Origin of the sequence: Falsirhodobacter sp. 1013, assembly GCF_051195255.1 — a bacterium.
Classification (GTDB): Bacteria; Pseudomonadota; Alphaproteobacteria; order Rhodobacterales; family Rhodobacteraceae; genus Falsirhodobacter.
Genome location: NZ_JBNJLK010000018.1, coordinates 1 through 20,790 on the forward strand (window position 1 = coordinate 1; position 20,790 = coordinate 20,790).

Consider the following 20,790-nt stretch of genomic DNA (forward strand, 5'->3'; position numbering starts at 1 on the left):
TGTCGATCCGCCGCTTCCTGCGCCCCGTCGCCTTCCAGAACATGCCGGCCGCGCTGCTGGAGCGTGATCTGGCCTGAAAATCAGCCGCGCTCGGCTTCGAGCGCGGCGCCCGCTTCGAGAAACGCATGCCTCACGAGAGAGACGACGGGGCGGCGTGCATCCTCTGCGGAAACGAGGTGCGTGATTGCCGTCGCTTCTTTCGTGACAAGCGGGCGGAACACGACATCGCCTATGCCTGCGAAACGCGCGTGTTCCGGCACGATCGACATTCCAAGCCCGGCGCTGACCAGCGAAAGCATGGCTTGGGCATGCGCGACCTGCTGGGCAATCTCCGGCATGGCTTGGTCGGCCGACAGCACGGAACGCACCAGATCGTGCATGTAGGTGGCTTCCGGCGAGTAGCCGATAAAAGGTCGCCCCACGAAATCTGCGGGGCGCAAGCGGCTTCGTTTTGCCAACGGATGGTCATGACGCAGCGCGACCAGAAGCCGCTCGCGCAAGATAGGATCGACCGCCAGCCCTTCCGGCTGTGCCGAGGGACGGACCAATCCCAAGTCGAGCCGCCCGAAGGAGAATGCCTCGTTCTGCCCGACGGCGTCCAGTTCCCGCAGGTCCAGCCGCACCCGCGGATAACGATCACGCAGGGCGATGATCAGGTGCGGCAGAAGGCGGAAAGATGCCGCGCCGTAGAAGCCCAGCCGGATCGTCCCTTCCGGCTCCGCCCGCACCTGTCGCACCGACACTTCCGCCGCCTCGGCGCGTGCCATCAACAGACGGGCCTCTGGGAGGAACGTCTGCCCTGCGGTGGTCAATCTGACACCATGACGTGAACGATCGAACAACTGGGCACCAAGGTATTCTTCCAGCAGCCGGATCTGACGGCTCAAGGGAGGTTGCGTCATTCCCAGCTTGTTCGCAGCTCGCCCAAAATGCAGATCGCTGGCAACCGCGATGAATGAACGGACATGAGCGAGGTCAAGCACGGTGATCCACATCCTGTATCAAGACTATTCAATCATAAGATTAGACGCGAATGGCGCAGAGGCATAGGACTCCCATGAAGGATTTCTTGGAGGATCTCATGCTCGATCTGCAAAGCGGCAAGCGCCTGCTGCCCGTGAACCCGCTGAACGCCGGCCTTCCGCCCGGCGAAGCCACGACCGACCGCATCGTCGGCGTGAAGCTGTCGCTCGTCTACCTGCCGCTGCACTCGGCGATCTCTGATGCCAAGGTGCTCGCCGGGCGGCAGAAGCCGCTGACGGAAATCGCCTTTCTGTTCTGCGAGCTGAAAAGCGAGCAGGGCTTCGAGGGCGTCGGCTACTCCTACTCGAAGCGCGCCGGCGGTCCCGGCCAGTATGCTCATGCTTGCGAGATCGCGGACGCCATCTTGGGCGAAGATCCCAACGACATCGGCCGCTTGTGGGAGAAGCTGAACTGGGCCGGGGCCTCCGTCGGCCGTTCGGGCCTCGCCACTCAGGCGTTGGCCGCCTTCGACATCGCGCTGTGGGACATGAAGGCGCGTCGCGCCAACCTGCCGCTGGCGAAGCTGCTGGGCGCGCATCGCGATTCCGTCCGCTGCTACAACACTTCGGGCGGCTATCTCTCAATGGAGATTTCCGAGGTGAAGGACCGCGTCTCGATGGCGCTGGAGCAGGGCATCGGCGCCGTCAAGTTGAAGGTCGGCCAACCCGATCCGATGATCGACCTGCAGCGCATCGAAGCCGTGCGCGATCACGTCGGCGGCAACGTGCCGCTGGCCATCGATGCCAATCAGCAATGGGATCGCACGACGGCTCTCCGCTTCGGCCGTATCGCCGAGCAGTTCAACCTCACCTGGATCGAGGAACCACTCGACGCTTATGACGCCGAAGGGCACGCGATGCTTGCGCGCGAACTCGCCACCCCGATCGCCACGGGCGAGATGCTGACCTCCGTGGCCGAGCACTACGAGCTGATCCGCAACGATTCGGTAGACTTCATCCAGCCCGATGCCCCGCGCGTGGGCGGGATCACGCCCTTCCTGAAGATCTGCGCGCTGGCCGACCACAAGAACCTGCAGCTTGCCCCACATTACTGCATGGAGATCCATCTGCACCTGACCGCCGCCTACAGCCGCGAGCCCTGGGTGGAGCACTTCGAATGGTCGGAGGCCATGTTCGAGCACAAGCTGGAAGTGCTCGAAGGCCGGATGATCGTGCCGAACCGGCCCGGCCTCGGCCTGACCCTGTCGGGCCAGATGCGCGCCTGGACCAAGGAAAGCGCGTCCTTCGGGAAGGGCTTTTAAGGCTCGTCCCGGAGCAGGCCGCTTTCGGGCGGCCTGCGCTGCTTTGACAGAACGATACCTGTCAGGATGTGCCTGTCACATCGCGGCCACCGGACGGCAGTCGCGTCCGTTTTTTCTGAACATTTGGAGATCCCGCGGCAGGGAGGAGAACTTGCCTGTGATCCGCCACCCATCGGCCGAGAGGATGCCTCCGGTCTGAAACCATCAGGCTCGTCGCCGACAGGTGATCGAGGAGGAGGAAGCTTCATGACAGAGGCGCAGGTCCCACGTGTGGGCCATTACAGATATGTTTCGCTTGCCCTGATCACTATCGTGCTGACATTCAGCACCGGCGATCGGGCCACGATGTCGGTTGCGGGGCCAGGCATCGTGGACGAATTAGGGATCGATCCGGTCGAACTTGGATGGATATTCTCCGCTTTTGCCTGGGCGTACGTTCTGGGACATCTCCCAGCGGGATGGCTGGTGGACAAGCTAGGTGCAAAAAAAACGGTCCTCTTCGGCCTTGTCCTATGGTCGATCTCGACATTCGCCGCCGGCTTTGTCGGACATCTTGCTTTCCCGTTCGTGGCGCTTCTTTGCCTGCGCGTCATGTTGGGCATCTTCGAGTCCCCCGTAGGACCGGCTTCAGCGCGCGTTATCGCGGCATGGTTCCCGTCGTCGGAGCGCGGGGTGGCCGGTGCTGTCTTCAACAGTGCACAATACCTGTCGCTAGCAATCTTCACACCACTCATGGGCTGGCTGAACCACATGTTCGGATGGGAGCATGTCTTCACCGTCATGGGGGCCCTCGGGCTGGTGCTCGCGGTGTTCTGGGTGAAGTTCTACCACGTGCCTTCGCGGCATCCACAGGTAACGGGAGCCGAGATCGATTATATTCGCGCGGGCGGTGCTCTGGTGGATCTAGGCAGCGCGGCAGAATCTGTCACCGTTGCAAGGCGTGGGCCGAAGACCTCCGAGATCCTTGGCCTGTTCCGCAACCGGATGCTTGTCGGGATCTTCATCGCCCAATACGCGATTACCGCGATCACCTGGTTCTATGTGTCGTGGTTCCCCACCTATCTTGTAAAGACGCTGAGCATCAACATCCTCAACGCTGGATTCATCGCGGCGCTTCCGGCCATCGCGGGCTGCGTCGGTGGCGTGTCGACGGGTTTCTTCTCTGACTGGCTGCTCCGCCGTACGGGGTCACTTACGATCGCGCGAAAAACGCCGATCACAATCGGTCTTCTTCTCAGCAGCGGCATCATGCTGTGTGCCGTCGTCACCTCACCGTCCATGATTGTTTTCCTGATGTCACTGGCGTTCTTCGGAAAGGGGTTCGGTTCCTTGGGATGGACCGTCATTGCCGATACTGCCCCACGTGAGATCATCGGCGTCACAGGCGGCGTGTTCAACGCGATCGGCAACACTGCTGGAATCGTCACGCCGCTGGTTATTGGCTATTTGGTCGCCGCCTCTGGGACATTCACCTCGGCGCTTGTCTTCATTGGCTTGCATGGCCTGATTGCGATATTCAGCTATTGGGTAATCGTGGGGCCACTTGAACGCGCAGTCATCAGGCCCGCCCCCAGATAAACGGGGCGCACAACGATCAGCCGTTGAAACGGCGTCACCGGCGCCGTTTCAACCATTGCCCGACCGTAACCCCCTTTTGGCGCCCCCCGCCTCCTGCTCGGCCCGCCGGTCGTCAGCGGGATGCCGGCATCCGCCATAGAGGAAGGCATAGCCTCCGCGCCGCATTGCCAGAGCGAGGTTCCGGTGGCCCCGAAACAGACGATAAGGAGCCGGTCGTTGCGGTCACGTTCCCCTGCTCTCGCATCGCACCAGTCGATCTGCCGGTTCGCATGGGTCACAAGCTGGCCCTTCTCGCAGGCATATCATCCCACCCGCCGGATGCTTCGCTGGCAACGTGAACCTGTCGCCGTCCACCGCGCGTTTCGCACACCTATCCCCGAACGATCTTGTGCGGTGCCAGCAAGGCGAGGGACAGGCCGTTAAGTGTTGAACAGCCGACATTTCCTAGACGCCGTCACGTCTCATCATCAGCCGCCGTTTGAATTCGGCGGGTGACAGCCTCCCGTTTCTCGCACGCTTGCGCTTCGGGTTGCAGAAGCTCTCGATGTGATCGAACGCGTCCCGCCTTGCGTCTTCACGGGTCCGGTGGGTCCTGCGCCTGATCCGTTCACGTTCGAGCAGGTTGAAGAAGCTCCCGGCGACGGCGTTGTTGTGGCCGTTGCGGCGGCGGCTCATTCGATGCTCAAGATTGTGGGCGCGCAGGAACGCAGCCCAATCCATGCTGGTGAACTGACTGCCCTGATCCAAGTGGATCAGCACCTTGTGCTTCGGCTTGCGTCGCCGGACGGCCAGCCCCGCTCCGTGATCTTCGCCACCGCATCGCTTGAAATCTTCGGTGAAATCGCACGAGCCCATCATGGCCTCCGTGCCTCAAAGTGAGCGCAGAAGGCGTCCACAAAACATGGGGCTATCCACACCGAAACCGCCGCGAGCCGTCCAGGTCAAAGGGGCCGCGCGCCCATCGACCCCGCACCATCCATCCTTCGCATGTGTCCATCCGAAATCGGCATGGCGCTGTTCCGGTCGGGTCCGGCCTATAACGTCCTCAGTTTCGATCCCCTGCGTCAGCATCAGGCGGCGGCCAGGTGCCGCCCGAGACCCGGGGATCCCGTATCAACAGCGGAAGGCGAAGGCAGATCATGGCGAACGGGTGGACCAGCAAGGACGAGACGCCAAGGGCCCGGAAGGAACTTTCGTTCCTGATGAACCGGAAGGAGGTCGGTGCCGCCTTTGCCGCGGGAACGCTGGGGGATCTGTCCGTCATCCGCATGAAGCCGACGAAAGCCGCCGCAAGGTCCGAGGTGGCGCGGACCGGCGCGAAGCCTGTGGTGGCGGGCTTTGCCGTTGTCAGCGAGGACGGGCCCCTCATCCTGTTCATGAACAAGGGCGCGTTCGCGCGGGCGAAGCGCCTGTTCACCGCATGGCTGAAGCTCTCCGGAAGGTCGAAGCGCGTCCTCCTCGGCGGTCATCTGGAGGATGAGGCCGATCCCCAGGGCCCGCTCGTCCTCGACCCGGTTCTAGCCGCGCAGTTTGACGAGGGGGAGACCGCCCCCCCGGCACCGGAGGAGGCGCTGGCCGACGCCCCTGCCCCGGACGAGTGGGGGGAGACGGCGACCTCGCAGGCCGCGATCCTCACGGACATGGCTCGCTCCGCCCTGACGCGGGTCCGGCGCGTCGACGGCTTCGATGCCGATGCGTTCAATGCGACCGCACGCGACCGTCTGACCGCGCTGACCGAACGCGCAAATCCCGACATCCTGAAGAACGCCGTCACGCGCCTTTTGCTGGAGGTGGGGCAGACCGCCTTGCTGGGCCCTGCGGACGCGGACGTCCTGAAGGACCGGCCCGTCGATCAGCCCGTGACCGCCGCCGAGGTCGTGGACCATTTCCGCGATCTGGCAACGGAGGTTCTGCATCGGGCGGGCCGCGACGAGGTCGTTTCGCGCGATAAAATCGAGGAACGGGTCGCCGGCCTGTTTGACGAGGCAAGACATGCCGATGAACGCCTGGCGCTGGTGGATCGCTTGTCGCGAACCCTGCTGCCGGTCCTGTCCGACCCCGACCGCATCGCGCAGTATTTCGTGGACTCCGCTCCGAATCCGATACGGGCGGCCTGGACCACCTGCCTGGCCGAAGCGCGGTCCGATTTCAACGACCTGAAATCCGCGGTGAACGGGCATCTGGCGCTTCTGGACACCCCGCTGCGCATCGAGGATTTGGGCCACGGCTGGTCCCGCGTGGAGGCTATGCTGGCGCAGGTGGCGTCTTCGGACCTGACGCGGCATCTCGACAGGATCGGGGCGCAAGGGCTGACTCCGAATGATCGACGCGACGTACTGGCCAGCCTCGCCTCTTGCCGCGCCGCCCTTCAGGCGAACCCGATCACCGCCGCCGTGCCCTTCGGCAAGGGCGCCTACGTGACCCCGGTTCTGGAACGCGGGCTCGCGAAGATCGAGGCATCGCTGGCCGCCTGACACGCAGCGGCATTCTGCATCATCAGGACGGCGCCCCGGGTCGGCGCGGGCCTGCGAAAGGACGAAAAAATGGATCAGAACCAGGCACATTCCAACCGCGCGGCCCTGCGCCTGAACGGCCAGCAGATCCGCTGGATCGCGGAACTGACCGGCGAAAGCCCGGCAGTCGATCCGGCCACGGACAGCATCGACGCGGTCATGGCGGCCACCGCCACCGCCCTTCCATGGGAACAGGCGCTGGACAACTGGGCCGCCGAAGCGCACGACCTTGATGAGGAGGATCGCGCCACCGCGGCCGCCCGCATTCGGGCCTGGTCGCAAGACCCGGCGGGCCCGGGGGCGCCGCTGGACCTTTCCGCCCTTGGCCTGACCGCCCTGCCCGCGGCCCTGCCTGCCGGCGTGCAGACCCTCGATCTGTCGGCGAACGCCTTCGCGATCCTGCCCGACACGCTTCCCGACACGGTGCAGGACCTGAAGCTGACGAGCTGCGGCCTGACGACCCTGCCCAACCGGCTGCCGCAGGGCCTGCAACGGCTGGACGCGTCGCACAACGCGTTGACCCGCCTGCCCGACACCCTCCCCCCCGGCCTGAAGGCCCTGCGTGCACATGACAACGAACTGGCCGCCCTGCCCGACACCCTGCCCGAGGGTCTGGAGACCATTGGCGTGACCGGCAACAACCTGACCGCCCTGCCCGGCACCCTGCCCACCGGGCTGCGGTCGCTGGACGCGCGCAAGAACCGGCTGGAGGCGCTGCCCGACACGCTGCCCGAAGGGCTGTTGGACCTGAAGGTGTCCAAGAACACGCTCAGTGAACTGCCCGCCACTTTGCCCTCGACGCTCGGCAACCTCGACGCATCAGAGAATTGGCTGGCGGCCCTGCCGGAGACGCTTCCTGCCGGGCTCAAGACCCTCAGCGTCCACCACAACGTGATCGAACAGCTTCCGGACCGCTTGCCCCCCGCGCTGGAAGAGTTGAACGCCAGCCACAACGCCCTGACAACCCTGCCCGACCGCGTGCCGGACAGCGTCACCTACCTCGACGTCTCGGAGAACAACCTGGAAGAGGTGCCGGACAGCCTCATCGAGACCTTCGCCAGCCCGGGCGAGATCCACCTCAACGGCAACTCCTTCGGGCTGCTGGCCAGCGCGGCCATCCTTGAAGCGCGCGACGCCAATCCAGGCCTTTGGGTGATCCTGGACGAGGAGCGCGACGCGGTGGTGCCCGATGGCTGGATGGCGGGGGAGGCGGGCTCCGAAGCCTCCTACGACTCGGACGAGGAGGCCGAGCCCGAGGCCCTGACCCAAAGCGTCGGCGCCTGGCTGGGCGACGACGCCCTGTGCCGCCAGTGGACCGGCTTCGTCGAGGAAACAGGGGCAAAGGCCTTCGGCGACTTCCTTGACCGCCTGTCCGGGGTGGGCACCTTCCAAAGCCCCGCGATGCGCGAGGCCGTGGCCAGCAACATCCGCGCCGCCACCCTGCGGGAAAACCTGCGCCAGAAGTTCTTCCTTGTGAGCTTCAGCGCGACCACGCGCTGCGACGACCGCGTCACCTACATCTGGAACGACATGCAGATCGCGCGCGTCGCCGCCGACGTAGAGGACGGGCTTTACGACGACCGGCTGGACGCCCTGCTGGACAAGGGGCGCCAGATGTACCGGACGGAAAAGCTGGCCGACATCGCCCGCGCCAAGGCCGAAGCCCTGGGCTATGACCAGGACAACGAGCACATCCAGGTCCACCTGGCCTATCAGGTCAAGCTGCGCGAGGAACTGGATCTGGACCTGATCGCGCCGGACATGAAGTACTACGATTCCACCGACGTGGAGCCGGAGGATCTCGCCTTGGCGCTGCGCAAGGTGCGGGGGGACGAAGCGCGGAAGTTTCCCGCCTACTTTGCCGGCAAGTGGGAGCCGTGGGCGTTGGTGATGCGGCGCCTCGCCCCCGAGGATTACGCTACGATGAGGGAGGAGCTGGAAGAGGAAACCGGCGCCCCCCTTGCCGCCCGGGTGAAGGCGGAACTGGAGGAGATGGGCCTGACGGGGGACCACGCCGCTGACCTGCAAAAGACGCTGTTCTATTCAAAGCAGTTAGAGCGGGAAAAGCGCGCGGCCCTGACGCGGAAGATCCTGGAGACGCGCGGCCTGTCGCTGGACGCCGCGGGTGAGGGAAGCTGATCCTTCGGGCGGTTCGGGATCGGGACCTGTTGACTTTGCTCCCTAAGGGCCAATCAGGCTCCGCAAGGACCTGATCCATGCGCACCTGTCTGGCTGAGAGAGGCGCTGATGCGCTGCACATGAGCCGTGGCCGACATTCGGGCGCTGGATGCCGATTTTTTTGGTACCGGGCCGGCTGGTAGGATTGTCTGGAACTCCGGCTGGTCAGGCCACATCATCCGCCTGACGTTCCAGATCGGTGGGGTGATCACCGGATCGCGCAGATGACGGCAAAAACTTCAGCGTCTTCCATCAGACCCTGGTCTGATGGGTGCATGATGTCCGCTGATAGGAGAGATACCGCCGACGTGGGACATCTATCGGGACCGAAGGCTGCGGTCGGGGGTTCTTACCGTGGCTGACGGGTGCGATGTTGACGAGTGACGTGATGGAGCAACAGCCAGCGCGAGTATTTGTGCCGCACCCGTCAGTTTGCCGCACCTCAGGATGCAACTTTGGGTTGATTTGTTGCCGGACGGCCTTTATCTATCACCGTCCGGGGTTTGATCCCGCAGGCGGCGGGGGCATCGTACGGGGCGCATCCGTCGCCGAGCCTGCGGATGATGGTCTGATCTGCGTCCATCGACCGGCGACATCCGAGCGGTGGAGTTCACCTCAAGCCGCGAAGGCGACAGCCTTGTGCTGCCGGATCTGCTGGATCAGATCCCGGCCGATGAACCGGTCGGCACGGTGATCGGCGGCGGCGCCTTCGACACCCGGCAGTGTCACACCGCAATTGTCTGATCGCGGCGGCACGGCCATCATCCCGATCCGCAGGAACGGACGCCTCGGGAAAGAGAAGTGCCCGGCCGCCCGGAGCCGGATCAAGGCGACAATGCGCGGCCTGAAGTCCTTCGGTGAGCACATCGCCTCACGAGATCCGGACAGGCAAATGGCCGAAGTCCACCCCCGCGTGGCCCTCATGAACCGTTTCAGCATCTTCGGCACCGCCGAAACCGAACGCGTGGTGAGTTCAGCGGGGCAATGGGACATCATGCTTCAACGCCGGAGTCCGCAACAACGATCTTGAACGGCGTCAATCCCAGATCGTACATCAGAGGGTTAATCGACGGGATAGCTGAAAAGCCGCGTCTATCGACGATGCATCTCCTTCTTCAATGGCGCTGTCCGGTGGGGCGACATGGTCTCGTGTCCAACGAAGACCCAGAGGCTTGGGAAAGGCGGTGGCAAAGAAGGTCTAGGAGGCAGAGATGTCGGGTCGCCTTCGGGAACGTGCAGCCTGATCCGATAACGTAGGCCTTCCGGCTGACCTTCTTTTTGCACGGTCACGCGACTACCAGCCTTCACCGAGATCAAGGGGGCAGTCTATACATCACTCATGCTCATCCGCTCCGGCTTCGACGCAAGATGGAAGCCCGCGGAACTGCACTTCTCGCCCCCCGAGACCCCGAAGAGCTTGATCAACTGTTCGGGGTTCCGGTGCAGTTTCTGCAGCGCTCTAACCAAATGATCCTGCAAGCGGACGCGGCCGATCAGGTTCATCACGAGGAAGATCCAGACATGATCGACCGGCACCTGTCCGGCCTGATGGGGGTTCAGCCGGGGACCGACTCCTTGTCCGGCGACGTTCATGCCGTCATCGACATGCTGACAGGGCTGAAACCTGCGAGGGTCACCGACATTGCGGCCGTTCTGAAAATGGCCGCCCAGAAGTCTGCAAAGGGGCCTCGCACAAGAGGGACGACGTTTCCACGAGATCGCCCATTCCTCGCGCCAACAGAAAGCCGAAACCCTGCTTCAGGACACGGATCTGAGAGTCGACGCGATCGCCGGCATCCTGGGCCACGCAAACGAAACAGCATTTTAGCGCGCATGTCATCGCTGGACCGACCATCCACCAGGCACCCGTCGGCATCGGCGGCCACCTCGCGGATGAAGTCCGCGGAAAAGGATGACGGTGGCGGTACCTTGATGAGGGCAGGTACGGCTCGCGTGGCTGTTCCACCTCGCAAACGTCCTGCCAACTCCTTCTTCAGGACGAAGTCGCGTAACATAGTTGTGATGTATCTGCCATATCCTTAAAGTGTCTTTACTTCAAGAGGTTCCCAATGGTCCGCATCGTCGTCGCAACCACTTCGCAGACGGGACATGTGCTTCCGGTGCTGTCGCTTCTATCCCAACTTCGTGCGTCGGGGCATGATGTGACCTTCGTCACGGGATCCCGCTGGACGGATCGTCTTCGGGCGGAAGGTATCCGACATGTCCCCTTGCGGGGAAAGGCGGATTACGACGCGGCCGACGTGAACATGACCTTCCCCGCCCGAAAACACGTGGTGCCGGGGCCGGAACTGCTGGATTATGACCTGCGGACCCTTTTCATCGAACCCATGGCCGATCAGGCCCGTGCCGCGCAGACCGCTCTGCACGATGGGCCGGCCATCCTGATCTGCAACCACATGTTCGCGGGCAGCTGGCCACTGCGCCTCGGGATGCCGGGGCCGAAGCCTTTGGCGGTGATCGCTTTGGGCATAACGCCCCTGATGTCGGGCGACCCTGTGCTGGCGCCCTTCGGGTCGGGCCTGCTCCCCGCTGCGTCCTCGGACTGCGGACACTACGCCGCCCTCAGGAAGGCCATGGACACGGGGCCCTTGCGTCCTTCGACCCTTCTCCTGCAGAGAGAACTTGTTTCTTTAGGGGCGAAGGCCAGCCCGTTTTCCTTCCTGGACGCGGCGACCTTCCTGCCCGACCAATTCTTGCAGCTGAGCGTTCCGGGCCTGGAGTATCCCCGTCGAAACATGCCGCCGAACCTGAGAATGATCGGGTCCGCGCCTGTTGCCCCGCAGCCCTTCGTCCCGCCTGTCTGGTGGCCTGAGGTCGCGGAAGCACAAGCGATGGGGCGTCCGCTCATCTTCGTCACCCAAGGAACCGTGGCGCGGGATCTCGACAAGCTTGTCCGGCCGGCGCTGGAGGCTGCCGCCGACATGGACGCTCTCGTAGTTGCGACGGGCGGCAAGGCAGATGGGCAGAAATGCGCGGACCTTCCCCCGAACGCCCGGATGTCCGATTACCTGCCTTACGAGCGCATCCTGCCGTTCGCCGATCTTGTCGTGACCAACGGCGGTTATGGCGGTGTGCAGCAGGCGCTGCGTCACGGCGTGCCGCTGGTCGTCGCCGGCACGTCGGAGGACAAGGCCGAAGTCGCCGCGAGGGTCGAATGGGCCGGGGCGGGCCTCAATCTCCGGACCGACCGCCCGACGGTCGGAGATTTGCGTGATGCGATCATGCGCGGCTTGCAGGAGAAGTCACTGAAAAGGGCGGCTGAGGCGTTGAGCCGTGAGTACCGTCGGCTTGACCCGGCAACGGAGCTGCTTCGCGCCGTTGAAGCCATGTCCGACCACATCCCCCTGCCCGCCCGCGAGGCCGTCTAGCGTAAGATCATGTCATCATCATGGAACCCTTCAATGCATCACATTGCCTCCTACCTCCGATAAAGGCACCTTACGCCGCCTTGATATTGGTGGGCCGCTTCGTCAGATGATCTGATAAAAAGCGCCCATCGCCACATTTGGGGAGCATGGACCCCACGGCATCTTTTTTCGATCGGCCTTCGCGGATTTGGGGACGAGTCGTGATCGCGATGCGGCCGCGCTTGTCTTATCGGCTGCCATCCCGGTTTGGGCATGACAGCGCTTGTCGCCGGTCAATGGACAGCAGACCAAAGGCGCCGATGTTTCCGTTGGCCGGGATCACTCTTTGCGACGTGGTGTGTCTGACCGTCGTTATCTGGATCTGGCCGCCATAGCACAAACCTTCGCCAGCCTCTTTCTGATCGTCGAAGGGCTGGAAGGTGCTTACGTCCCTTATCTCGCTGCCCGCTTCGCCTGCGACCTTATCCGCGGGACGAGGTAGCTGACCCTTGGGCGAGCCGGTCGACACTCGGAAGGCGATCCTGAGCCCGCAGCCATCCTTCAGACCACCGTCCCCCGAACATCACGGTGAAGACGCGCCGCTGCCTGTCGCGGCCGCGTCATGTCTTGGCGAGGTTCCGAAGGTGCGACGGAACGCGTGGGTGAACGCGCCCTGGGAACGATAGCCGACTGCATATGCCACGCTGGCCACCATTTCTTCCCCACGGGACCGCGTCCTTCGCGCGAGGGTGAGGCGCCACGAGCGTAGGTATGAAAGGGGCGGCTGACCGATGCGGCGGGTGAACTCCGCCGGAAAGGCGGCGCGGGAAATCCCGGCGCCACCCGCAAGATCGGCCACGGTCCGCGACCGCGCGACATCCTCATGCAGGGCCCGCAGCGCCCGGCCCATCCGAGGGTCGATCAGCGCGCCGAACCACCCTCTTTCATGGGGCCCGACCTGACCGACATGGGTGCGGAGGGTTTCGACCAACAGGACGTCGGCAAGACGCGACGACACGACGCCGGACCCGATCGCATCCCGCTCCGTCTCCTCCGACATGAGGGAGAGGATGGCCGATATCGCTCTGGATCCCGAAGTGCCCCGCGGTACGAACATGAAGTTAGGCAACATGTTCAAGAAGAAACCTGCATCGGGTTCCGCAAGGATAACGGATCCGCCGATCGCGACCGCCTCTTCCCGCAGATGCGGACGACGTCGCGTCCATGGTCACCATAAAGGCGCTGGCCGTCGGTCGGGATCAACGCCGAATCGCTGACCACCGCATATCCGGTCGGCCAAGCAGGCCGAGGCCGCAAAGTTTGACGCCGCCTTCTTTGCCGACGGCCCGGCGCTGGCCGACAACATCCGATACTCCAGCCGCTTCCGGCTGGAGCCGCTGACGACCATCGCGGCGCTTGCCGCGGTCTCGACCCATATCGGCTTCATCGCGACCGCGTCGACCACCTACAACGAACCCTACAACCTGGCGCGCCTGTTCGCGTTGGCGGATCACATCGGCGGCGGCAGGACGGGGTGGAACATCGTCACCACCAGCCAGCCCACGGCGGCGGCCAATTTCGGGCTGGATCACCACCCCCTTCACGCGCAGCGGTACGCCCGAGCCCCCGACTTTCTTGAGGTTGTGACCAAGCTGTGGGATTCTTGGGAGGAGGGTGCACTGCGGTTCGACAAGGCGTGGGCGTCTTCGCGGAAACCGACCTGATCCACGAGATCAATCATGTGGGCAAATATTTCCGCGTGCAGGGCCCGCTGAACCTGCCCCGAACCCCACAGGGGCGGCTGGTCTACGTGCAAGCCGGATCGTCGGAAGACGGGCGCGACTTCGGTGCCCGCCATGCCGAAGCGGTCTTCATCGCCCACCAGACGCTCGACAGCGCGCAGGCCTTCTATCACGACATCAAGTCCCGTGCCCTTGCCGCCGGACGGGACCCGCGCTTCCTGAAGGTTCTTCCCGGTATCAGCCCCTATATCGGCTCCACCGCGGCGGAAGCGAAGGCCCTGCAGGAGGAGTTGAACGACCTGACGCAGGCGTCCTATTGGCCGGGACAGCTGCAGCGCCTGATCGGACTGGACCTGACCGGCCATGATCTGGACGCACCGTTCCCCCGCCACCTCCTCGACACGGGGGGAGAGGGGGGCGTCGCCAGCCGGTTCCAGCTTTTGCTGGACATCATCAACCACGAAAATCCCACCCTTCGGCAGCTTGTTCACCGGCTGGTGGGTGCGCGTGGGCACTGGGTGATGACAGGCACGCCCGACCAGATCGCCGACGCGATGGAAATCCGGTTCGAGCAATGCGCAGCGGACGACTTCAACGTGATGCCGCCCTGGCTGCCCGGCGGGTTCGAGATGTTCACCGAGCAGGTTGTGCCGATCCTGCGCAAGCGCGGTATGTTCCGACATGACTACGCCAGAACCACCCTGCGGGATCCCATTGGCTGCCCCGCCCGAACAACCTTATGCGGCGCAAGAAATGTATGAAAGCCCCTTGGCCTTCACCGCCACCCACCATCACGGACACGCGGCATCGTTATGACCTCGCGCGTCGCGTACCTTTGGTACGTTCCGAACCAGGTCCGCGCCGGCCACCGCAGCGACAGCACGAGCCCGATGCCCTGACCACGCAGGCCCGCGCCTTGTGATGTTCTGGCTATGACGCGAGAAAGAGCCCTGACCCTAATGTGCCGTCGCCCTGCAATGGTTGGCGTGCGGGGAGAACGGCATCTGCTACGAAGCACCCCTCGAAAGATGAACAGTGCCTTCTTGCGCCCGAACCCAAGCGACGCGCCGTTGTCATTCGACAGGCGTCGACCATCGCGGAGCGGCACAGCAAATTTCAGAGGTGCGGGAACATCGAGAAAGGGCAACGGCTTTACAACTCGCCGGAAGGTGTTCAACATTAGGATACCGCAAGCCTCCTTGGATCAGCCGGGAGATGTCGCCTGCGGATCGCCGATGCTGCGGAAGTTCTGCTGCCGACCGGCTCTCCCGCCCTCGCCGCCGCTTTCGACAGATGGGGCGAACGTCGCCTCCTGATGCTGGGCGACGCAAGTCACGGAACCGCGGAATTCTACCGGTCCCGAGCCGGCATCACGCGCCACATGATCGAACGGCACGGCGTCACCTTCGTCGCCTTCGGCGCGCGGCACAGCGAGATGGGGAAGAGCATGGGCGAGCACAACCTTAGCCAGCTGGCACGGGAGGAGTGGAGGATCAGATGGCCCTGATCGGCTTTGACACGCGTAGGGGGACGGTGACCGCCGCTTCGGACTGGGACGGGCCGGCCGAAGGGAAAGACGTGAAGCCGTCGCATCCCGGGACCGTGGAGCGCCTCTGCCATGACGGCGGGGTGCCGCAGTTCTTGCTGGACCTGTCCTCGGTCGCCGCCTGCACGACACGCTGGCCCAAAGCCGACTGCAACAGTTCATCGGCGTCACCTACGATCCTGAAACTGAGCTCCTCAGCCACTACATGCAGACGGCCCTGTCGCAGCAATACGACGGTTGGGTCTGGTTCGACCGGACCGCTGTGTTGGCGGCGGCGCACGATCAGGGTAGCGTCGCTGAAAAGCAGCCGAATGACCGAAAGGCGCCTAGTTCTCTTTGAGAATGATGCTGATCCCCCCGCTCGTTTCCAGCACCGCAGCCTCGATCTTGTCCAGCGACGCAACCCCTTGCTGCGCCCGCGCCGCTTCCAGCACGTCCGACACGCTGACCCGGGCGCGGCGGAACGCCTCCCCATCGATCTTTCCGTTGCTGATGAGAACGGTCGGCGCCCCGTCCAGCCACAAGGCCAGCCGGGCCGAACGGGCCTTGGCAAAGGCGAGGGAGACGTCCGTGGCGAACAGCGTGACAATCAGGACGAACGCGTTCACGATCGAGAAGTCGTCGCCCAGCAGGGCCTGCTGCGTCGTCTCCGCGATGATCAGCAGAAGAACGAAATCGAAGGGGGTCGCTTGTGCCAAGGTGCGCCGGCCCGACAGGCGCGCGATGATCAGCAGAACGAAATATACGGCCAGACCGCGAATGACGGAATCCATCCCAACCTCTTACGGCAGTACCAGAATGTTGACCGTTTGGGTTTCTCCCCCGACGGTCATGTCGAACTTCGCCCGCCCGAAATGCATGGACCGGATGCTGATGGATACCTCATGGGGCGGGGCGCCTTCCGCCACGAAGGTCATGCGCTGCCCGGCTGACGCAAGTGCGTTCTCTTGCGGTTCCGGCTGGATCCTTTCGATGGAGAAGAGGTCAAAGAAGGGCTGCGCGATGAGGATCTCCGGCTTGACCCCGGCCGAGGTGAAGCGGACACGAAGACCATCGGATCCTTCCCACCGGGTGATACGCGGCAGTTCGACCTCGGCATCGGCAAAGAAGACCTTCTGCTTCTGGAACATGCCGCCACTGCCTGTAAAGCCGAGCAGCGCGATCAGGCAAATTAACCCGAAGAAGGCCCAGGATACACGCTGGACGGTCCAGAACACCCTTTGGATGTCCCGCCGTTCTTCCAATTGAAGGCCGTCGTCGCGCACCGGTGGAATGCTGATGTCTTCGCTCTTCACCTCGACCCTCCGCGGAAACGCCATGATCTTCGAACAATGCCAAGGCGCTCGCGGTTCCGCAGGACATATCTTCCACCACCGAAAGCTGGAAGGCGCATCGCTGCGCAAACCATGAAAGGGAGAGCAGCGCGCTGGTCCTGTCTGTGCCAGTCATGGGGATGATCCCGACATCAGGATCCATCGCCGTTCACGTTGCGTTGGTCTTGGTGACAAGGCCGATCGCACCTGTCCGTGTGCCGGTCATCCCGCCAATAGCGATCCGGGAGTACGCGCTCAACGAAGTCTCAGGCCGAAGGAAGCCCCAGCATGTTGAGCGCTTCTTGATATTTCTGCGTCCGCTGCACGTCTGCATCCGTAAGATCCGCAAGACGCGAGGTGTTCAGATTGTCCCGAAGATCCGCGATCTTGACGGCACGGGCGATCGGGTTGCGCGACGCGCGGTCCACGAAATCGGCATAGGTTTCGTCGTCCCGCCGTGTCATGGCATCGACCGCACCCACCAGCTCTTCGGTCAGCCCCTCGCGACGCAGATCGTCCAGCGTCCAGTCACTGTCCTCGATCACGTCATGAAGGGCCGCGACGATCCGCTCCTCGTTCGTCGTACAGGTCTGCAGGACACGCAAGGGATGCAGGATGTAGGGTTGGCCCGCCTTGTCGACCTGACCACGATGCGCTTGCGCTGCAATTTCGATAGCCCGCTCAAGATCCATGCCGACACGCCTTACATTGGGGAAAGCTTCAACATAGCGGCGATGTCGAAATGTCGCAACGCGAGCGCCACGCCCTGCGGGAGTCGGACTTCCGCCGGCGCGCGTTTCGGCTTGCGGACGAGCACTGGGAACTTGCCTCAGGCTCCCCCTTTGGCCGACAGGCTTTCCATCGGTCGCCATCCGTGGCGCGGCACCGGGTCGTCAATGTCAAAGTCGAACCAGCACCCCCCGCCATTGGGACCCTGATCGAAGCGCCGGTCGATCCCATGGCCCGCCAAGGCGCAGAACAGCAAGGTTCCCACGGCTCCGTGCCCGACGAAAAGCACATCGCCCTCCCCGGCTTCGGCCAGGCAGGAGAGTGTCGCCTTCAAGATGCGGCGCTGCGCGTCCGCCGCCGTTTCCCACCCACGTACCGAGGTCAGGGGTTCCGCGAAGAAGCGGTCAGCCACCCTTTCGAATTCATCCGGTGGCAGAAATCCTGTTGCACTCCGGTCGTTCTCGTGCATCCCCGGCCGCACCTGCACGGGAAGGTCCAAGGCCGCAGCCAGGGGTGTCGCCGTCTCCAGCGCCTTCGTCTCCTCGCTGCTGAAAACATGCCGGGTGTCCCTCAGCACCCCGAGGTTCTGAACAAGGGCCGCAACACGTGCCGCACCCGTTTCGTTCAGCGACCAGGAGCCGACGTCAACCGTCGCATCGATGTGCACCTGAGGATGGGTAAGATAACGTGCCAACCGAGGCATGAAGATGGACCCTTGTCGAGAAGCTGTCGCGACATTCTCAGCGCCCCGGGCCATGGTCAAGCATCCTCAGGCGGTCCTTCGCTCATCCGGGCCACTCTGCGCCCAAGGCCTACTGTGTTCATGCTTCTGTCACGCCCCGGTCGCGCATTTGTCACGCCACGTCTCTAAGCACCGCCTTCAACAGGAGTGCCAAATGCTTTTGCTCGTCGACAACGTCACGAAAATCTTTGGCGAGGCCACGGCGGTGGATGCCGCCAGCTTCTCGGTGGAGCGGCCGGCCATGATCGGCATCATCGGCCGGTCCGGGGCGGGCAAGTCCACCTTCCTGCGGATGATGAACCGGCTGACCGACGCCACGTCCGGCCGGCTTCTCTTTGATGGCACCGACGTTCTGGCCCTGAAGGGGCGCCAGAAGCGCGAATGGCAAAGCCAGTGTGCCATGATCTTCCAGCAGTTCAACCTCGTGCCGCGGATGGACGTGGTGTCGAACGTGCTGCATGGCCTGCTGAACCGGCGCGGCACCCTGCCCACCTTGTTCAACGTCTGGCCAAGTTCCGACATCCGCCGGGCCATCGACATCCTTGATCGTTTGGGCATTGCCGAACAGGCCGGAAAGCGTGCCGAGGCGCTGTCGGGTGGCCAGCAGCAGCGGGTCGCGATTGCGCGGGCCCTGATGCAGGATCCCAAGGTCATCCTGGCCGATGAACCCATCGCCAGCCTGGACCCGATGAACGCACAGGTGGTGATGGACGCGCTGCGCCGCATCCAGCGGGAAGACGGCCGCACCGTCATCGCCAACCTGCACACGCTTGATACCGCCCGCCGCTATTGCGATCGCGTGATCGGCATGCGCGGGGGGCGGATCGTCTTCGACGGACGCCCTGATCAGCTGACGATCTCGGTCGCCCGGGAAATCTACGGCGCGGGGGCGGAGTTCCGCGAAGAAGCCACCTCCACCTCCATCGAGGCGCTGCACGTCAACGACGCCACGGACCGCGCCTATGCCGGTTCGATGCTGTCCCACTGAACTTTCCAAAGGAAATGACCATGAAAAAGATGCTTGCCGCGCTGCTGGCCACCACGGTTGTTGCAGCCCCCCTTCACGCCCAAGAGATCACGGGCTTCAACATCGGCATCCTGGGTGGCGAAAACGCCCAGGATCGGCTGGCGAACCAGGAATGCTACCGTTCCGCGATCGAGGCATCGCTGGGCGTTCCGGTCAAGATCTTCACGCCCGCCGATTATGACGGCGTCATCCAAGGACTGCTGGGCGGCACGCTGGACATGGCGTGGCTGGGCGCCTCCGGTTATGCCAAGATCTACCTGACCGACCCGGACGCCGTGACGCCGGTTCTGGTCAAGCAGAACCAGGACGGGACCATCGGCTATTATTCGATCGGGGTCGCCCGCAAGGACAGCGGCATCACCTCGATCGAGGACATGAAGGGCAAGGTGATGGGCTTCGGCGACCCGAACTCCACCTCCGGCTACCTGATCCCCAACGTGGAACTGACGCAGGCCGGAATCGACATGGAGGCGGGAAAGTACTTCTCGGACGTGAGGTTCACGGGCGGTCATGAACAGACCATCGTCGCAGTCAACAACGGCGACATCGACGGCGGCGTGACCTATGCGGACGGACAAGGCGCATGGGAAGACGGATACAACACCGGCGCGCTGCGCAAGGCAGCCGATGCGGGTCTGGTCGACATGAACGACCTGGTCCAGATCTGGAAGTCGAAGGAGATCCCCGAGGGTCCGATGGTCGTCCGCAACGCCCTGCCGGAAGATGTCCGCACCAGGGTGACCGATCTGACGGCAAATCTTTGGGAAACGGACGCCGACTGCGCCTACGGCGTCGCGGGCGGGGAGGCGAAAGACTTCATCCCCGTCACGCACGAGCAATACGAGTCCATCGTCGAGGCGCGCCGGATGACCGGCAGCTGATCCGAGGGGCGGGCCCCATGGCCCGCCACCTCCACCGGGACCGAACATGACCAACATCTCCCTGATCCGCGACAGCTATCTGGCGCAGGCGCGGCGCAAACGCGCGTATTCCACAGTCCTTCTGGTCGTGTTCGTCGCGGTGATGGCCAGCGGGTTCCAGCTTGCGAACGACCGCAACGCGGGCGGCTTCCTGTCGGGCCTGCACCGCGTCTTCGACTTCCCGGCCGAATTGCTGAATGAGGCGCTGACCAAAGCCGCCAACCTGCCCGGCCTGATCCTGCACTATCTTCCCGCCTTGATCGAGACGTTGAACATCGCCGCCGCCGCCACCGTCATCGGCGCGATTGCGGGCGGGTTTCTGTCGCTGATGGCGACGCCGGGTCTTGCGCCCTTCCCACGCCTCGTGCCGCTGATCCGGCGCGTGCTGGACATCAGCCGCGCCATCCCCGACGTGGTGATCGCGTTGATCCTGATCTTCATGCTCTCGTCCGGGCCGGTGCCCGCGATGCTGGCCATCGCCTTCCATACGACCGGCGCGCTTGGAAAACTCTTTTCTGAAGTGAACGAGAATGCGGACGGAAAGCCGGTCGAGGGCCTGCAATCCGTCGGAGCCGGATGGTTCCAGCGCATGTTCCTCGCGGTGCTGCCTCAGGTCGCGCCGAACTGGTTGTCCTATGGCCTGCTGCGGTTCGAGATCAACGTCCGCGCTTCCGCCATCCTCGGCTTCGTGGGCGCGGGGGGCATCGGGGCGGAGCTGAAAGTGGCCATCGGCTGGGGCCAGGGCCGCTATGACGCGGCGGCCGCGATCTTCCTCCTGCTGTTCGCGACGATCATGGTCATCGACCAGGTGTCGGGCCACTTCCGCAACGTCCTCGTGAAGGGCCGCTGA

Annotated in this window: 18 protein-coding genes and 3 pseudogenes; 13 read left to right on the plus strand and 8 right to left on the minus strand. The window is 63.8% G+C overall.

Translation table 11 applies throughout. From position 1 onward, the window contains the following. Positions 1 to 80: 80 nt before the first annotated feature. The gene (locus tag ACSHZY_RS16370; RefSeq protein WP_435170958.1) at positions 81 to 995 is read right to left on the minus strand and encodes a LysR family transcriptional regulator; all 915 of its coding nucleotides are present in this window, start codon (positions 993 to 995) and stop codon (positions 81 to 83) included. Between the two features lie 62 nt (positions 996 to 1,057). Between ACSHZY_RS16370 and ACSHZY_RS16375 the strand changes: the two genes are divergently transcribed. Next, complete coding sequence (locus ACSHZY_RS16375) at positions 1,058 to 2,284, plus strand: L-talarate/galactarate dehydratase (RefSeq protein ID WP_435170960.1); 1,227 nt, start codon at positions 1,058 to 1,060, stop codon at positions 2,282 to 2,284. Positions 2,285 to 2,530: 246 nt separating this feature from the next. Then, positions 2,531 to 3,862, plus strand: a complete 1,332-nt coding sequence (locus ACSHZY_RS16380; RefSeq protein WP_435170962.1) for an MFS transporter — start codon at positions 2,531 to 2,533, stop codon at positions 3,860 to 3,862. 444 nt (positions 3,863 to 4,306) lie between these two features. On the opposite strand, the pseudogene ACSHZY_RS16385 reads toward ACSHZY_RS16380, so the two are convergent. Further along, positions 4,307 to 4,654 (minus strand): annotated as a pseudogene (locus ACSHZY_RS16385) (DDE-type integrase/transposase/recombinase); the annotation flags it as partial. Positions 4,655 to 5,064: 410 nt separating this feature from the next. Here ACSHZY_RS16385 and ACSHZY_RS16390 point away from each other — a divergent pair. From ACSHZY_RS16390 to ACSHZY_RS16400, 3 genes and pseudogenes are all read left to right on the plus strand, one after another. Next, positions 5,065 to 6,336 carry a hypothetical protein gene (locus ACSHZY_RS16390; RefSeq protein WP_435170964.1) on the plus strand — a complete coding sequence of 424 codons (1,272 nt, stop codon included), beginning with the start codon at positions 5,065 to 5,067 and terminating at the stop codon, positions 6,334 to 6,336. A 69-nt stretch (positions 6,337 to 6,405) separates the two neighbouring features. Further along, positions 6,406 to 8,514 carry an NEL-type E3 ubiquitin ligase domain-containing protein gene (locus tag ACSHZY_RS16395; RefSeq protein ID WP_435170966.1) on the plus strand — a complete coding sequence of 703 codons (2,109 nt, stop codon included), beginning with the start codon at positions 6,406 to 6,408 and terminating at the stop codon, positions 8,512 to 8,514. Positions 8,515 to 9,135: 621 nt separating this feature from the next. Further along, a pseudogene (locus ACSHZY_RS16400) lies at positions 9,136 to 9,583 on the plus strand (transposase); the annotation flags it as partial. A gap of 296 nt (positions 9,584 to 9,879) precedes the next feature. Here ACSHZY_RS16400 and ACSHZY_RS16405 read toward each other — a convergent pair. Continuing rightward, a complete protein-coding gene (locus ACSHZY_RS16405; protein ID WP_435170968.1) occupies positions 9,880 to 10,146 on the minus strand; it encodes a hypothetical protein in 267 nt (88 codons plus the stop codon). A 476-nt stretch (positions 10,147 to 10,622) separates the two neighbouring features. On the opposite strand from ACSHZY_RS16405, the gene ACSHZY_RS16410 reads away from it, so the two are divergent. After that, a complete protein-coding gene (locus ACSHZY_RS16410; protein WP_435170969.1) occupies positions 10,623 to 11,942 on the plus strand; it encodes a nucleotide disphospho-sugar-binding domain-containing protein in 1,320 nt (439 codons plus the stop codon). 562 nt (positions 11,943 to 12,504) lie between these two features. Here the strand turns inward: ACSHZY_RS16410 and ACSHZY_RS16415 are convergent. Then, on the minus strand, positions 12,505 to 13,125 hold the full coding sequence (locus ACSHZY_RS16415; protein ID WP_435171033.1) for an AraC family transcriptional regulator: 621 nt from the start codon (positions 13,123 to 13,125) through the stop codon (positions 12,505 to 12,507). Positions 13,126 to 13,207: 82 nt separating this feature from the next. Between ACSHZY_RS16415 and ACSHZY_RS16420 the strand changes: the two genes are divergently transcribed. From ACSHZY_RS16420 to ACSHZY_RS16435, 4 genes and pseudogenes are all read left to right on the plus strand, one after another. Next, positions 13,208 to 13,645: an LLM class flavin-dependent oxidoreductase gene (locus ACSHZY_RS16420; RefSeq protein ID WP_435171035.1), complete on the plus strand. Its 438-nt coding sequence runs from the start codon at positions 13,208 to 13,210 to the stop codon at positions 13,643 to 13,645. Continuing rightward, the gene (locus ACSHZY_RS16425) at positions 13,618 to 14,424 is read left to right on the plus strand and encodes an NtaA/DmoA family FMN-dependent monooxygenase (protein ID WP_435170971.1); all 807 of its coding nucleotides are present in this window, start codon (positions 13,618 to 13,620) and stop codon (positions 14,422 to 14,424) included. Before ACSHZY_RS16420 ends, ACSHZY_RS16425 begins: the two co-directional genes overlap by 28 nt. Before the next feature lie 554 nt (positions 14,425 to 14,978). Beyond that, the gene (locus ACSHZY_RS16430; protein WP_435170973.1) at positions 14,979 to 15,170 is read left to right on the plus strand and encodes a hypothetical protein; all 192 of its coding nucleotides are present in this window, start codon (positions 14,979 to 14,981) and stop codon (positions 15,168 to 15,170) included. Continuing rightward, a pseudogene (locus ACSHZY_RS16435) lies at positions 15,161 to 15,549 on the plus strand (erythromycin esterase family protein). Before ACSHZY_RS16430 ends, ACSHZY_RS16435 begins: the two are co-directional and overlap by 10 nt. Here ACSHZY_RS16435 and ACSHZY_RS16440 read toward each other — a convergent pair. The 4 genes from ACSHZY_RS16440 to ACSHZY_RS16455 all read right to left on the minus strand — a co-directional run bounded on the left by ACSHZY_RS16440 (position 15,536) and on the right by ACSHZY_RS16455 (position 17,954). Further along, positions 15,536 to 15,982, minus strand: a complete 447-nt coding sequence (locus tag ACSHZY_RS16440; RefSeq protein ID WP_435170974.1) for a DUF421 domain-containing protein — start codon at positions 15,980 to 15,982, stop codon at positions 15,536 to 15,538. The pseudogene ACSHZY_RS16435 and the gene ACSHZY_RS16440 sit on opposite strands and share 14 nt — an antisense overlap. A gap of 9 nt (positions 15,983 to 15,991) precedes the next feature. Further along, entirely contained in the window at positions 15,992 to 16,528 is a 537-nt protein-coding gene (locus tag ACSHZY_RS16445; RefSeq protein WP_435170976.1) for a hypothetical protein, read from the minus strand. 260 nt (positions 16,529 to 16,788) lie between these two features. Continuing rightward, positions 16,789 to 17,214: an HD domain-containing protein gene (locus tag ACSHZY_RS16450; protein WP_435170978.1), complete on the minus strand. Its 426-nt coding sequence runs from the start codon at positions 17,212 to 17,214 to the stop codon at positions 16,789 to 16,791. Between the two features lie 137 nt (positions 17,215 to 17,351). Beyond that, positions 17,352 to 17,954: a histidine phosphatase family protein gene (locus ACSHZY_RS16455; protein WP_435170979.1), complete on the minus strand. Its 603-nt coding sequence runs from the start codon at positions 17,952 to 17,954 to the stop codon at positions 17,352 to 17,354. A gap of 193 nt (positions 17,955 to 18,147) precedes the next feature. On the opposite strand from ACSHZY_RS16455, the gene phnC reads away from it, so the two are divergent. From phnC to phnE, 3 genes are read left to right on the plus strand one after another with little or no spacing between them, the layout of a single operon-like run. Further along, positions 18,148 to 18,981 (plus strand): phosphonate ABC transporter ATP-binding protein, encoded by an 834-nt coding sequence (gene phnC, locus ACSHZY_RS16460; protein WP_435170981.1) that lies wholly within the window; start codon positions 18,148 to 18,150, stop codon positions 18,979 to 18,981. Positions 18,982 to 19,001: 20 nt separating this feature from the next. Next, positions 19,002 to 19,901, plus strand: a complete 900-nt coding sequence (phnD, locus tag ACSHZY_RS16465) for a phosphonate ABC transporter substrate-binding protein (RefSeq protein ID WP_435170982.1) — start codon at positions 19,002 to 19,004, stop codon at positions 19,899 to 19,901. A 46-nt stretch (positions 19,902 to 19,947) separates the two neighbouring features. Continuing rightward, complete coding sequence (phnE, locus tag ACSHZY_RS16470) at positions 19,948 to 20,790, plus strand: phosphonate ABC transporter, permease protein PhnE (RefSeq protein WP_435170984.1); 843 nt, start codon at positions 19,948 to 19,950, stop codon at positions 20,788 to 20,790.